General features: G+C 54.9%; 13 protein-coding genes. All 13 read left to right on the forward strand.

Translation table 11 applies throughout. The features are described from left to right. Positions 1-26 precede the first annotated feature (26 nt). The 13 genes from LAB08_RS07495 to LAB08_RS07555 all read left to right on the forward strand — a co-directional run bounded on the left by LAB08_RS07495 (position 27) and on the right by LAB08_RS07555 (position 14,588). Complete coding sequence (locus LAB08_RS07495) at positions 27-2,234, forward strand: bifunctional prephenate dehydrogenase/3-phosphoshikimate 1-carboxyvinyltransferase (RefSeq protein ID WP_254007538.1); 2,208 nt, start codon at positions 27-29, stop codon at positions 2,232-2,234. Continuing rightward, on the forward strand, positions 2,231-2,920 hold the full coding sequence (cmk, locus tag LAB08_RS07500) for a (d)CMP kinase (protein ID WP_007939921.1): 690 nt from the start codon (positions 2,231-2,233) through the stop codon (positions 2,918-2,920). Before LAB08_RS07495 ends, cmk begins: the two co-directional genes overlap by 4 nt. Positions 2,921-3,039: 119 nt before the next feature. Continuing rightward, positions 3,040-4,734 (forward strand): 30S ribosomal protein S1, encoded by a 1,695-nt coding sequence (gene rpsA / locus LAB08_RS07505; RefSeq protein WP_096512815.1) that lies wholly within the window; start codon positions 3,040-3,042, stop codon positions 4,732-4,734. 207 nt (positions 4,735-4,941) lie between these two features. Then, positions 4,942-5,220 carry a hypothetical protein gene (locus tag LAB08_RS07510; protein WP_096512814.1) on the forward strand — a complete coding sequence of 93 codons (279 nt, stop codon included), beginning with the start codon at positions 4,942-4,944 and terminating at the stop codon, positions 5,218-5,220. A 152-nt stretch (positions 5,221-5,372) separates the two neighbouring features. Beyond that, on the forward strand, positions 5,373-5,669 hold the full coding sequence (gene ihfB, locus LAB08_RS07515) for an integration host factor subunit beta (protein WP_003369729.1): 297 nt from the start codon (positions 5,373-5,375) through the stop codon (positions 5,667-5,669). A gap of 27 nt (positions 5,670-5,696) precedes the next feature. Continuing rightward, positions 5,697-5,936 (forward strand): LapA family protein, encoded by a 240-nt coding sequence (locus LAB08_RS07520; RefSeq protein ID WP_096512813.1) that lies wholly within the window; start codon positions 5,697-5,699, stop codon positions 5,934-5,936. A gap of 135 nt (positions 5,937-6,071) precedes the next feature. Continuing rightward, positions 6,072-7,148 carry a dTDP-glucose 4,6-dehydratase gene (rfbB, locus tag LAB08_RS07525; RefSeq protein ID WP_096512812.1) on the forward strand — a complete coding sequence of 359 codons (1,077 nt, stop codon included), beginning with the start codon at positions 6,072-6,074 and terminating at the stop codon, positions 7,146-7,148. Beyond that, complete coding sequence (gene rfbD / locus LAB08_RS07530) at positions 7,145-8,038, forward strand: dTDP-4-dehydrorhamnose reductase (RefSeq protein ID WP_096512811.1); 894 nt, start codon at positions 7,145-7,147, stop codon at positions 8,036-8,038. Before rfbB ends, rfbD begins: the two co-directional genes overlap by 4 nt. Beyond that, positions 8,035-8,937 (forward strand): glucose-1-phosphate thymidylyltransferase RfbA, encoded by a 903-nt coding sequence (gene rfbA, locus LAB08_RS07535; protein ID WP_096512810.1) that lies wholly within the window; start codon positions 8,035-8,037, stop codon positions 8,935-8,937. The genes rfbD and rfbA overlap by 4 nt, the downstream gene beginning before the upstream one ends. Positions 8,938-9,335: 398 nt before the next feature. Further along, entirely contained in the window at positions 9,336-10,778 is a 1,443-nt protein-coding gene (locus tag LAB08_RS07540) for a mannose-1-phosphate guanylyltransferase/mannose-6-phosphate isomerase (protein ID WP_096512809.1), read from the forward strand. 142 nt (positions 10,779-10,920) lie between these two features. After that, the gene (locus LAB08_RS07545; RefSeq protein WP_096512808.1) at positions 10,921-12,294 is read left to right on the forward strand and encodes a phosphohexomutase domain-containing protein; all 1,374 of its coding nucleotides are present in this window, start codon (positions 10,921-10,923) and stop codon (positions 12,292-12,294) included. A 102-nt stretch (positions 12,295-12,396) separates the two neighbouring features. After that, the gene (gmd, locus tag LAB08_RS07550) at positions 12,397-13,491 is read left to right on the forward strand and encodes a GDP-mannose 4,6-dehydratase (RefSeq protein ID WP_096512807.1); all 1,095 of its coding nucleotides are present in this window, start codon (positions 12,397-12,399) and stop codon (positions 13,489-13,491) included. 11 nt (positions 13,492-13,502) lie between these two features. Beyond that, the gene (locus tag LAB08_RS07555; RefSeq protein ID WP_096512806.1) at positions 13,503-14,588 is read left to right on the forward strand and encodes a DegT/DnrJ/EryC1/StrS family aminotransferase; all 1,086 of its coding nucleotides are present in this window, start codon (positions 13,503-13,505) and stop codon (positions 14,586-14,588) included.

Genomic DNA, 14,588 nt, shown 5'->3' on the forward strand with positions numbered 1-14,588 from the left:
TCACTGCGCTGCAATCTGCTGAACCTATGATCGGTCGCCTGGTGGTGGTCGGTCTGGGTTTGATCGGTGGGTCGTTTGCCAAGGGCTTGCGTGAAAGTGGCCTGTGCCGCGAAGTGGTCGGGGTCGATCTCGACCCTCAGTCGCGCAAGCTCGCGGTTGAGTTGGGCGTGGTGGATCGCTGTGAAGACGACCTGACAATGGCTTGTCAGGGGGCGGACGTCATTCAGTTGGCTGTACCGATCCTCGCCATGGAAAAACTGCTCGCTCGACTGGCGGGCATGGATCTGGGCGCAGCCATACTGACCGACGTCGGCAGTGCCAAGGGCAATGTCGTGCGTGCCGCTACCGAAGCGTTCGGCGGCATGCCGTCGCGTTTCGTGCCGGGCCATCCGATTGCCGGCTCCGAACAGAGCGGGGTGGAAGCCTCCAATGCCGAGTTGTTCCGCCGCCATAAAGTGATTCTGACGCCGCTGGATCAGACCGATCCAGAAGCCTTGGCCGTGGTCGACCGCTTGTGGCGCGAATTGGGCGCCGATGTCGAGCACATGCAGGTCGAGCGCCACGATGAAGTATTGGCTGCTACCAGTCATTTGCCGCACTTGCTGGCGTTCGGCCTGGTCGATTCGTTGGCCAAGCGCAATGAAAACCTTGAGATCTTCCGTTACGCTGCGGGCGGTTTCCGCGATTTCACAAGAATCGCCGGAAGCGACCCGGTGATGTGGCACGACATCTTCCTCGCTAACCGCGAAGCTGTCCTGCGCACACTCGATACATTTCGCAGCGACCTCGACGCCTTGCGCGACGCGGTCGATGCAGGGGATGGGCACCAATTGTTGGGCGTTTTCACTCGCGCCCGGGTTGCCCGCGAGCATTTCAGTAAAATCCTGGCCCGCAGGGCCTATGTGGACGCTATGAATTCCAACGATCTGATTTTCCTGGCTCAACCTGGTGGCCGCCTGTCCGGTCGGATTCGCGTACCAGGTGACAAATCGATTTCCCACCGTTCGATCATGCTTGGCTCCCTGGCCGAGGGCGTCACTGAAGTGGAAGGTTTCCTCGAGGGCGAAGACGCCCTGGCGACACTTCAGGCTTTCCGTGACATGGGTGTCGTGATCGAAGGTCCGCACCACGGTCGCGTGACCATTCACGGCGTCGGCCTGCATGGCCTGAAGCCTGCGCCGGGTCCGATCTATCTGGGCAACTCCGGTACTTCGATGCGTCTGCTGTCCGGTCTGTTGGCCGCGCAGAGCTTCGACAGCACCCTGACCGGCGACGCTTCGCTGTCCAAGCGCCCGATGAATCGCGTAGCCAATCCGCTGCGTGAAATGGGTGCCGTGATCGAGACCGCCGCTGATGGCCGTCCACCGATGACCATTCGTGGTGGCAACAAGCTCAAGGGCCTGACCTACACCATGCCGATGGCCAGTGCCCAGGTGAAGTCCTGCCTGCTGCTGGCGGGTCTGTACGCCGATGGCAAGACCACCGTCACCGAGCCTGCACCGACCCGTGACCATACCGAGCGCATGCTGCGCGGCTTTGGCTACCCGGTCACGGTCAACGGCGCAACCGCATCGGTCGAGTCCGGCAACAAGCTGACCGCGACCCACATTGAAGTACCGGGCGACATCTCGTCGTCGGCGTTCTTCCTGGTGGCAGCATCTATTGCCGAGGGTTCGGAGCTGGTGCTCGAGCATGTCGGCATCAACCCGACCCGTACCGGGGTGATCGACATCCTGCGTCTGATGGGCGCTGACATCACCCTGGAAAACCAGCGTGAAGTTGGCGGCGAGCCGGTGGCTGACCTGCGTGTACGTGCAGCTAAACTCAAAGGTATCGAGATTCCGGAAGAGCTGGTTCCGCTGGCTATCGACGAGTTCCCGGTGCTGTTCGTGGCTGCTGCCTGCGCTGAAGGGCGCACCGTGCTGCGTGGCGCCGAGGAATTGCGCGTCAAGGAATCGGACCGTATTCAGGTCATGGCCGATGGTTTGCTGGCGCTGGGTGTCAAATGCGAGCCGACGCCTGACGGGATCATTATCGATGGTGGTTCGATCGGTGGTGGGGAAGTGCACGGTCACGGCGATCACCGGATTGCCATGGCGTTCAGCGTTGCCTCGCTGCGTGCCACTGCGCCGATCCGCATCCATGATTGCGCCAACGTTGCGACGTCGTTCCCCAACTTCCTGGCGCTGTGTGCACAAACCGGCATTCGCGTGGCACAAGAGGCTCAGTCGTGATCAGCATTGCACCGGTCATCACTATTGATGGGCCAAGCGGCTCCGGAAAAGGCACTGTCGCCGGGATACTGGCCAAGCGCCTGGGCTGGAACTTGCTGGATTCCGGTGCGCTTTACCGGTTGCTGGCGTTCGCCGCGCATAACCACGGCGTCGACCTGACCAATGAAGAACTGTTGAAAAAACTTGCCGCTCATCTGGATGTGCAGTTCATTGCGGCGACCGACGGTCAGCTGCAGCGCATCATTCTGGAAGGCGATGAAGTCAGCGACGTGATTCGTACCGAAAGCGTCGGCTCCGGAGCCTCCCAGGTGGCTGCATTGCCGGCGGTACGTGAAGCGCTGCTCCAGCGCCAGCGCGCCTTTCAGGAAGCACCGGGCCTGGTTGCCGATGGCCGTGACATGGGTACGGTGGTTTTTCCGGATGCGCCGCTGAAGATTTTCCTCACCGCCAGTGCCGAGGAGCGTGCGCGCCGTCGATACTTGCAGTTGAAGGGCAAAGTCGATGGTGTTAGTCTGTCGAGTCTGCTAGATGAGATACGTGCACGCGATGAGCGTGACACCCAGCGAGCGGTAGCCCCGCTCAAGCCGGCGGCTGACGCCATACAGCTGGATTCCACGGAATTATCCATCGATCAGGTGCTGGAACGCATCATGAGCGAGATCGCCATTCGCGATATCGCCGGGTGACCAAGAGGGCCGCGGGGGACCAGTCATAGTCCTGCGGCGCTTCTTTTAAATGAAACTAACCCACATCGTCTGGGATGTGGAGATGGGCGTATTCTTCGCCCTCATCAACAGGAATTAAAATGAGCGAAAGCTTTGCGGAACTCTTTGAAGAAAGCCTAAAGACCCTGAACCTTCAGGCAGGCTCCATCATCACCGGTGTTATCGTTGATATCGATTACCAAGCTCGCTGGGTAACCGTTCACGCTGGCCTGAAGTCCGAAGCACTGATCCCGCTGGAGCAGTTCTACAACGACGCTGGCGAACTGAACATCAACGTCGGTGACGAAGTTCACGTTGCTCTGGACTCGGTTGAAGACGGTTTCGGTGAAACCAAGCTGTCCCGTGAAAAAGCCAAGCGCGCTGAATGCTGGATCGTTCTGGAAGCAGCCTTCGCAGCCGAAGAAGTGGTCAAGGGCGTTATCAACGGTAAGGTTAAAGGCGGCTTCACTGTCGACGTTAACGGCATCCGTGCGTTCCTGCCAGGTTCTCTGGTTGACGTCCGTCCAGTGCGCGACACCACGCACCTGGAAGGCAAAGAGCTGGAATTCAAGGTCATCAAGCTCGACCAGAAGCGCAACAACGTTGTCGTTTCCCGTCGTAGCGTCCTGGAAGCCGAGAACTCCGCCGAGCGCGAAGCTCTGCTGGAATCCCTGCAGGAAGGCCAACAAGTCAAAGGTATCGTCAAGAACCTCACCGATTACGGCGCATTCGTCGATCTGGGTGGCGTCGATGGCCTGCTGCACATTACCGACATGGCTTGGAAGCGTATCAAGCATCCTTCCGAAATCGTCAACGTTGGCGACGAGATCGATGTCAAGGTTCTGAAGTACGATCGCGAGCGCAATCGTGTTTCCCTGGGCCTGAAGCAACTGGGCGAAGATCCATGGGTTGCTATCAAAGCCCGTTACCCAGAAAGCACTCGCGTTACCGCTCGTGTAACCAACCTGACCGACTACGGCTGCTTCGCTGAGCTGGAAGAAGGCGTTGAAGGCCTGGTACACGTTTCCGAAATGGACTGGACCAACAAGAACATCCACCCTTCGAAAGTCGTACAAGTCGGCGACGAAGTGGAAGTTATGGTTCTGGACATCGACGAAGAGCGTCGTCGTATCTCCCTGGGCATCAAGCAGTGCAAGTCGAACCCATGGGAAGACTTCTCTGGCCAGTTCAACAAGGGCGACAAGATCTCCGGCACCATCAAGTCGATCACCGATTTCGGTATCTTCATTGGTCTGGACGGCGGCATCGACGGTCTGGTTCACCTGTCCGACATCTCCTGGAACGAAGTGGGCGAAGAAGCCGTACGCCGCTTCAAGAAGGGCGACGAGCTGGACACCGTTATCCTGTCGGTTGACCCAGAGCGCGAGCGCATCTCCCTGGGTATCAAGCAACTGGAAAGCGATCCGTTCTCCGAGTACGTCTCGGTTAACGACAAAGGCGCCATCGTTAAAGGCACTGTGAAAGAAGTTGACGCCAAAGGCGCCATCATCACTCTGGCCGACGATATCGAAGCAACTCTGAAAGCCTCCGAAATCAGCCGTGACCGCGTTGAAGACGCTCGTAACGTTCTGAAAGAAGGCGAAGAAGTAGAAGCCAAGATCATCAGCGTTGACCGCAAGAGCCGTGTAATCCAGCTCTCGATCAAGTCGAAAGACGTTGAAGACGAGAAAGAAGCCATCCAAAGCCTGCGCGACAAGCCAGTAGCTACGGATGCTCCAGTAGCCACCACTCTGGGTGACCTGCTGCGTGCTGCACAAGCGGAAAAACAGAACTAAGTTCTGACTTTCTGTAAAAAAGGGCGACTTCGGTCGCCCTTTTTTGTGCCTGTAATTCGGTGAAAGCTACAAAACTGTCGGGAAGGAAGGAAACCAATTCTCGTGAATGGATGTCTGTTTTTTTAGTCGGATCAATCGCTTATTTGTAGCTAGTCTATAGCCTGAAGTGAATGATAGTCGGGTGGCGCGCCTGGCATAAGGTAGTGAATGAACAAGCTCATTGTCGTAATAGCGATGCTGGCACTGACAGGCTGTACCACTAACGCCAAGACTCACGCGGTGCGTGGGGTCAGTGGTATTGAGATCGATTGTTCGGGATTGGGATCTGGATGGGAGAAGTGTCGTAAGCGAGCTGCCAGGGAGTGCAAGGCGTCAGGATACAAGGTGGTGGCAAGGTCTGATGACGCTAAGGAAGAGGATGTTTTCCCCTTTGGCTTCAATCCGGCGGGCTTCCTGACACGCACGATGCTGGTTATTTGCAGGTGAGCACGTGATGGAAGAGGTCGTTTCGATGCTCTGAAAAACAAGCACGGTGCGAGGGGGGTGGGGATGTCAAAACTCGGGCTGTTCAAATTCGCCACGGCATGCTAAAACCTTTGAAGCGATTTTCCTAGCTGCTTGAAAAAGAAGGGAAAAATATGACGAAGTCGGAGTTGATCGAACGAATTGTCACCCATCAAGGGCTACTCTCATCAAAGGATGTAGAGCTGGCCATCAAGACCATGCTTGAGCAAATGTCCCAGTGCCTGGCTACGGGTGATCGCATCGAGATCCGTGGGTTTGGCAGCTTCTCCCTGCACTACCGCGCGCCGCGGGTAGGTCGCAACCCGAAAACCGGTCAGTCCGTCAGTCTCGACGGCAAGTTCGTCCCACATTTCAAGCCAGGCAAAGAATTGCGTGATCGTGTGAACGAGGACGAGGAGGAAGGGCTTTGACAGTCGTCGCCATTCAAGGAGCTGCTGATGCGTAACCTCAAGCGTGTGTTGCTTGCGGTGTTTGTTCTGTTGCTGGTTTTGGCGATCCTCGCGTTCGTTCTTGAGAATCAGCAATCGGTTACATTACTGTTCCTTGGTTGGGCTGGGCCGCAACTACCTGTTTCGTTGGTCATGGTGCTTGCGCTGTTGATCGGCATGGTGATCGGGCCGGTTATTGGCTGGCTTTTGGGGCGTGCATCGAGAGTTTCACGCAGGCGTCTTGCTTGATTGAATGCGTGTCACTGCTAGCCCATATCCAATTACCGAGCCGACACGAAGCCATAGATACCGCTCAATAGCGGCGTGAAAGGTTCTGCGCGTCAGATTGGCGATGCAATCAGTAACTTAAGGGTGTGGATTCGCGTGAAAATTCTAGTTACTGGCGGCGCGGGCTTTATTGGTTCGGCGCTCATTCGCCATATCATTTCCGACACTGGCGACTCCGTGGTCAACGTCGATAAACTGACTTACGCCGGTAACCTTGAATCCTTGGCTGAGGCCAGCCAAAACCCGCGCTATGTTTTCGAGCGAATCGATATCTGCGATCGTGAGCAGATGGATCGCATTCTGCGTCAGTACCAGCCAGATACCATCATGCATTTGGCCGCAGAGTCTCATGTCGACCGCTCGATCTCCGGACCGGCTGAATTCATTCAGACCAATATCGTCGGTACCTACAACCTACTGGAGGCAGCACGTCACTATTGGGCGGCGCTGGATGACACTCGCAAAGCCACCTTTCGCTTCCACCATATTTCGACGGACGAAGTTTACGGAGACCTCGAAGGTCCGGAAGACCTCTTCACCGAAACCACTCCATACCAGCCAAGCTCTCCCTATTCCGCCAGCAAGGCCAGTTCCGATCACCTCGTTCGCGCCTGGGGTCGTACCTATGGTTTGCCTACGTTGATCACCAACTGCTCAAACAATTACGGTCCTTGTCACTTCCCCGAGAAGCTCATTCCTTTGATCATTCTCAACGCGCTGGAAGGCAAGCCCCTGCCGGTATACGGTGATGGCAAGCAGGTTCGGGACTGGCTCTACGTCGAGGATCATGCTCGGGCGCTTTATAAGGTTGTAACCCAAGGTGTGGTGGGGCAGACCTATAACATTGGTGGTCACAATGAAAAGCAAAACATTGAAGTGGTGCGTGCAATTTGCGCGTTGCTCGATGAACTCTGTCCAGGCTCCTTGCATCGACCTCATTCCAGTCTGATCACTCACGTTCAAGACCGTCCTGGTCACGACCACCGTTATGCGATCGATGCCGGTAAGGTGCAGCGCGAATTGGGTTGGGTTCCCGAGGAAACCTTTGAATCCGGACTTCGCAAGACTGTCAGGTGGTACCTCGACAATGCTGAGTGGGTTGCTCATGTGAAGAGTGGTAGCTACCAGCAGTGGATCGATCAAAACTACGCCGATCGATTGAGTCAGGTATGAAAATCCTCTTGTTGGGGAAAAACGGGCAGGTGGGCTGGGAGTTGCAGCGCTCTCTCGCCCCCCTTGGTCATCTGATTTCCCTTGATCGGCACACAGTGGATGGCTTGTGCGGTGATCTGGCTGATCTGGTTGCGTTACGCGCGACGATCCGGCAAGTGAAGCCAGACGTTATCGTCAATGCTGCCGCTTACACGGCCGTTGATAAAGCTGAAACCGACACTGAATTGGTCAGTCGTGTGAATGGCCTGGCATGTCAGGTGTTGGCTGACGAGGCGGCGTCATTGGGGGCCTGGCTGGTTTATTACTCATCCGATTATGTTTTCAATGGTCGGAACTCCACGCCATGGCGAGAGTCCGATGCAGTCGCACCGTTGAACCACTACGGAGTCAGCAAGCTGGCTGGCGAGCGGGCGATTATCTCGAGTGGATGCAAACATCTGATTTTCCGCACCAGTTGGGTTTACAGCTCCCGCGGAAATAACTTTGCGCTCACCATGCTGCGCCTGGCGAGGGAGCGAGAGTCTCTGAACGTTATCGCCGATCAGTTCGGTGCCCCAACCGGGGCCGACCTGATTGCCGATGTTACCGCGTTGGCCATTCAGCAGGTGCTGTGGCGTCCTGAGCTGTCGGGTTTGTATCATCTTGCGGCCAGTGGAGAAGTGTCCTGGTACGGCTATGCAAGCCATGTGATCGATTTTGCCCGATCCAACGGTGAGGCATTGGCAGTCACGTCAATCAATCCCATCGAAACCAGCGCGTATCCGACGCCTGCGTGTCGCCCGCTGAACTCGCGTCTGGATACGCAAAAGCTGCGTGACAACTTTTCTCTCAACTTGCCTGATTGGCAGAGTGGTGTGACCCGAATGCTCAGGGAAGTTCTGAACAAATGACAGTGATAAATCGTAAGGGCATCATTCTCGCGGGTGGTTCGGGCACGCGTTTGCATCCGTTGACCTTGGGTACGTCCAAACAGATGCTGCCAATCTACGATAAGCCGATGATTTTCTATCCGCTGTCGGTGCTGATGCTCGCGGGCATACGTGAAATTCTGATCATCTCTACGCCCGTAGATCTACCAAATTTTCGTAAACTGCTGGGGGACGGCAGTCTTTACGGGATCGAGCTGAGTTATGCGGAACAGCCAAGTCCTGATGGGTTGGCACAAGCCTTCATCATTGGTGAGGCATTTATCGGTAAAGACCCATGCTGCCTGATTCTGGGCGATAACATTTTCTATGGTCACTACTTCTCGGAAAGCTTGCGCTCCGCTAGCAAGCAGGAGCACGGGGCGACTGTTTTTGGTTATCACGTGTCTGATCCGGAGCGTTTCGGGGTTGTGGAGTTCGATGCGAATGGCCAAGCCTTAAGCATCGAAGAGAAACCCGATAATCCAAAATCCAATTTCGCTGTCACTGGCCTGTATTTCTACGACAATCAGGTGGTTGAGATCGCGAAGAGCATCAAACCGTCCGGGCGAGGTGAGCTGGAAATAACGGATGTCAATCTCGCTTATCTCAGGCAGAAGGCGCTTAAGGTTGAAATCCTCGGGCGCGGTTTTGCCTGGCTTGATACCGGAACGCCCGATTCGCTGCTTGAGGCCAGCCACTTCGTGCATACCATCGAAAAGCGCCAGGGCTTGAAGGTGGCTTGCCTGGAGGAAATCGCCTACAACAGTGGATGGATTTCCAGCGAAGAGCTGTCAGTTCAAGCAAATCGTCTTGAAAAAACGGCGTACGGGGATTACTTGAAAAAGCTGCTGAAGGTGCCTGGTCCAAGGGCTCATAATTGAAGCTCTTATTTGTTTTCAAATGATTTTTTGTCTCTCGTCGGCGCGTGAGTTATTAATTATCGATACTCCCTGTAGAATGGCCGGCAGGCATATCTGACCTGATTCGGCATTGCATCTCGATCTCAATTGACTTGCTTTCCCTTCGATGGGGACCTCCATGTCGAGCTGTAACCACTGGGGAGGCAAGGGCAGGGGAGGGATCGATCAAGGGTGGAGCAGGACATCAGGGATGTGAGTTCGGGAAGACTCGATAGGTGTGGATCGACATTGAGCTGTCACCTTTGCATTTACTCCAAGTAAAATTTTTTGCATTGATTACGATGCAGGAAATGACTGGAAACATAACTGAGCCCCGCTTGCTGGCCGTACCTGCCAGAAGGGGATTAAGGATTTAGAGCATGGAACTGATTCCTGTAATTTTGTCTGGTGGAGTGGGCAGCCGGTTGTGGCCGGTTTCTCGGGAGGCGCATCCGAAGCCGTTCATGGAACTGCCGGATGGTCAGAATCTCATCCAGAAAACCTTCCTGCGTGCAGCGCGCCTGGAAGGTGTTGTGGAGATTCTGACGGTCACCAACCGCGAGCTCCTGTTCAAGACTGAAGACGAGTACGGCGCGGTCAATAATGCCAAACTTGCTCAAGGGTTCATTCTGGAACCTTTCGGTCGTAATACAGCCGCCGCCGTCGCAGCCGCTGCGCTTCAACTGGAGGCCACCCATGGGCCTGATGCCCAGATGCTGGTGTTGGCCGCAGACCATCTGATCCAGGACGAAAAAGCGTTTGCCGCAGCCGTGGCAAATGCCATGGCGTTGGCTTCCGAAGGATGGTTGGTCACATTTGGTATCCAGCCAACGTACCCGGAAACCGGGTTCGGCTACATCGAAGCGCAAAAAAATGCTCCATTGAAGGGGGGGCTGAAAGTCGCCCGCTTTGTCGAAAAACCCGACCTCGACACCGCTCAAGGTTATGTTAGCGCAGGCAACTATTACTGGAACTCCGGTATGTTCTGCTTCCGGGTTGGCACGGTTCTCGAAGAGCTGCGCGAGCATGCACCGGACGTCGTGGCCGCGGTCAGCAGTACCATCGAGCAATCACGCCTCACCTCATCTTCCAAGTATCGCTGCCTCGCGCTCAATGCCGATGCGTTCGCCGAGGTGCCGGATATTTCCATCGACTATGCATTGATGGAGCGCTCTTCCAAAGTGGCCACCATTCCATGTGATATCGGTTGGAGCGATATCGGTTCGTGGAATGCTGTCAGTGAGTTGACCGAACCTGATGAGAACGGCAACCGCTTTGAAGGAGAGGTGCTCTCTCACGGATCGCGTAACAATTATGTGAGCAGCGATGGTCGTCTGACGGCGCTGGTTGGCGTTGAAGACTTGTTGGTCATCGATACCCCCGACGCGGTGATGATCGCGCACAAGAACCACGCTCAAGATGTAAAGCATATTGTTAGCCAGCTGAAGGCCAGCAGCCATACGGCCCACCTGCTGCATCGGACTGTGCACCGCCCATGGGGAACTTACACGACCCTGGAAAACGGCGAACGATTCAAGATCAAGCGCATTGTGGTGAAACCCAAGGCGTCCTTGTCCCTGCAGATGCACCATCATCGAAGTGAGCACTGGATCGTCGTCAGTGGCACGGCCGTGGTCATCAACGACAAGCAGGAGCTGATGCTGCACACCAATGAGTCCACCTTTATCCGGGCTGGTCATCAGCATCGCCTGATGAATCCAGGGGTCATAGACCTGGTGCTCATTGAGGTGCAAAGTGGCGACTATCTGGGCGAAGACGATATCGTGCGCTTCGAAGATAATTACGGTCGCACCGACAAGTAAGGCCATCGCAAGCCGGGTCGATGAGGTATTCATCGACCAGGTTTTTTTGCAATTTGCCAAGGCCTGATACATTTCCATCCTGACGCATGCGTGGAGGTCCGGTTTGGCCCTCTCATAGCCTATACCTCAGCAAGAGAGTGGTATGAACACCCCTATCAAAACCCAGTGTTTCAAAGCCTATGACATTCGTGGCCAAGTGCCTTCCGATCTCAATGAAGACGTCGCGTACCGTATAGGCCGGGCAATGGTTGCCGAGTTACAGGGCAAGAACATTGTGCTGGGACGGGATATGCGACTTGAAAGCCCCATGCTGGCGCAAGCTATGACTCGCGGATTGCTCGATGCGGGTGCAAACGTGATCGATATCGGTTTGTGCGGAACCGAAGAAGTCTACTTTGCGACCAGTGCCTTTGAGGCGGACGGTGGCGTGATGATCACGGCGAGCCACAATCCCAAGGGCTATAACGGGATGAAGCTGGTGAAGTCCGAATCGCGACCTATCAGCGGTGATACAGGGCTCAATGCCATACGTGACCGGGTGGAGAGCGGTGATCTGGGACCGATTGCCACTACCCTCGGGGAGGTTCGATTCGAGCTGGATAAGACCCGATACATTGATCACCTTCTTACCTACATCAATGTTGCGGACCTGAAGCCACTGAAAATACTTGCTGACCCAGGCAATGGCGCGGCCGGCCCTGTGTTGCAGGCTTTGATTCCAAAGCTGCCATTCGAGTGGGTGATGATCAATGTCGAGCCCGATGGCAACTTTCCCAACGGAGTGCCTAATCCGCTGCTACCAGAGAACCGCAGCCTGACACGGCAAGCGTTGCTGGATAACGGTTGCGATTTGGGTTTGGCCTGGGATGGTGATTTCGATCGTTGCTTCTTTTTCGACCAGGACGGCCGTTTCATCGAGGGCTATTACCTGGTGGGCCTGCTGGCAGAAATGCTGCTCAAGAAGAACCCGGGCTCCAGGATCATCCATGACCCGAGATTGACCTGGAACACAATCGACCAGGTTCGATTGGCGGGGGGTGTTTCAGTACAATGCAAGACCGGGCACGCCTTCATAAAGGAATGCATGCGTCTGGAGGATGCGATCTACGGCGGCGAGATGAGCGCTCATCATTATTTCCGGGATTTTGCCTACTGTGATAGCGGCATGATTCCCTGGCTGTTGGTGACGGCGTTGATGTCTGTTTCGGGCAAGAAATTATCGCAGCTTGTTGATGAGCGCATCGCCGCATATCCATGCAGTGGTGAGATCAACTATCGAGTGAGCGATGTAGCGGCGGCGCTGGAGGAAGTGTTGAAGCACTACATGCCTCAAGCGCCTCACCTCGATCAAACGGATGGAATAGGTCTGGATTTTCCTGACTGGCGATTCAATCTCCGAGGTTCAAATACCGAGCCTTTGTTGAGATTGAATGTGGAAAGCAGAAGGGATCCAGCGTTGGTGGCGTTAAAAGTCAAAGAAATTGAGGGATTGCTGAACAGTAAGCATATGGAATGAAAAAACGAGTCTCACTTCCAGATGGAAGGGGAGGGGCAGCGAACAAGCTGACCCTCCGGTCGAGATTTACTGTTCTATTGATTAATTCAAATTGGTGAAAAAATGAGCGATAAGAAAGTAGCGTTGATTACGGGTATTACTGGTCAAGATGGTGCTTACCTTGCTGAGTTCCTGCTCAAGAAAGGTTATTCGGTACACGGCATCAAACGCCGCGCCTCCCTGTTCAATACTCATCGTATTGACCATCTCTACCATGACCCGCATAAGAAAGGCTATGATCTGAATCTGCACTACGGTGACCTGACTGATTCGAGCAGCTTGATTCGCATCGTGCAGGAAGTACAACCGGACGAAGTCTACAACCTCGGGGCGCAAAGCCACGTTGCCGTTTCCTTCGAGTCACCAGAATATACTGCTGACACTGATGCCATGGGCACCCTGCGCATCCTTGAAGCAATCCGCATCGCCGGGCTGGAAAAGAAGACCAAGTTCTATCAGGCATCCACCTCCGAGCTGTACGGTCTGGTTCAGGAAATTCCTCAGAAAGAAACCACGCCTTTCTATCCACGCTCCCCGTATGCCGTCGCCAAGATGTATGCCTACTGGATCACCGTGAACTATCGCGAGTCTTATGGCATGTATGCCTGCAACGGCATTCTCTTTAACCACGAATCCCCGATCCGTGGTGAAACCTTCGTAACCCGCAAGATCACCCGCGCCCTGGCACGTATCAAGGTTGGTCTGCAAGATTGCCTGTACCTCGGCAACATGGACGCCCTGCGTGACTGGGGTCATGCCCGTGACTACGTGGAAATGCAATGGCTCATGCTGCAACAGGAAACACCGGAAGACTTCGTGATCGCGACCGGCGAACAACATTCCGTGCGGGAATTTGTTGAAGTCGCAGCGAATGAAGCCGGTATCAAGATTCGTTGGGAAGGCAAAGGCGTAGACGAGAAAGGTTACGACGTCGAAACCAACAAATGCATCGTTGCCGTCGACCCACGTTATTTCCGTCCTGCCGAAGTTGAGACGCTGTTGGGTGACCCAAGCAAAGCCAAAGCCAAACTGGGCTGGGAACCTACTACCTCCTTCAATGAGCTGGTAGAAGAAATGATGCGTGAAGACTTGAGTGAAGCCAAACGCGACAAACTGGTCGCTGAACACGGCTTTAAATACTTCAAAGGCCAGGAATAAAGGGGGCTGGGATGATTCCGGTATATCAGCCCTTCTTGGGCGGTCGTGAAAAAGAATACGTAAACCAGTGTCTAGATTCGACCTGGATTTCTTCTCGCGGAGAGTTTATCTCTCGTTTTGAGAGCGAATTTGCCCAATACATTGGTGCAGAACACGCGACCACTGTGAGCAATGGCACCGTTGCCCTTCATCTGGCAATGGCTGCGTTGGGGCTTGGGCCTGGCGATGAAGTGATTGTTCCGACGCTGACCTACGTCGCGTCCGTCAACACCATCATGCAAACAGGCGCGAGCGTCGTATATGCCGAGTCTCTGGCAGATACCTGGAACGTCAGTGTTGAAGACATTCGCAGCCGCATCACGCCGAAAACCAAAGCGGTCATGGTCGTGCACCTGTACGGCTTGAGCTGTGACATGGATGCAGTCGTCGCTCTGTGTAAAGAGCACAACCTGCTGTTGATTGAAGACTGTGCAGAAGCCTTCGGCTCCCTGTACAAGAATCAGCATGTCGGTACTTTTGGTGATGTCGCTACCTTCAGTTTCTTCGGAAACAAAACCATTACCACCGGTGAGGGTGGGATGGTGGTTTGCAAAAACAAGGACATTCACGAAAGAGCCTGTCACCTCAAGAGCCAGGGTGTGTCCAAGACTCGCGAATACTGGCATGACGAGTTGGCATACAACTACCGGATGACCAACATCTGCGCAGCCATTGGCCTGGCTCAATTGGAGCGCGCAGACGAGATCATCGCCCTCAAGCGCCAGGTAGCAGACTGGTATCGTGAAGCGCTCGAAGGTCTTCCATTGCAGATGCATGCAGAACAACCTGGAACACGTCACTCCTATTGGATGTGCTCGGTGCTGCTGGATGATGCTAGCCAGCGTCAGGCGCTGCGTGATCACCTGAAAAACAAAGGCATCGAGACACGTCCGCTGTTTGCTCCCGCTAACACCATGCCGCATTGCAAGACGGATGAAACCTTTCCGGTCGCGCAGGACCTTAGTTCACGAGGGATGAACCTTCCGAGCTACCCGACGCTGACCCGCGAACAGGTGCAGAGCGTAGTTGACGAGATTCGAAGCTACTTCGCCGACTAA

Source organism: Pseudomonas izuensis, assembly GCF_002356535.2.
Taxonomy (GTDB): Bacteria; Pseudomonadota; Gammaproteobacteria; order Pseudomonadales; family Pseudomonadaceae; genus Aquipseudomonas; species Aquipseudomonas izuensis.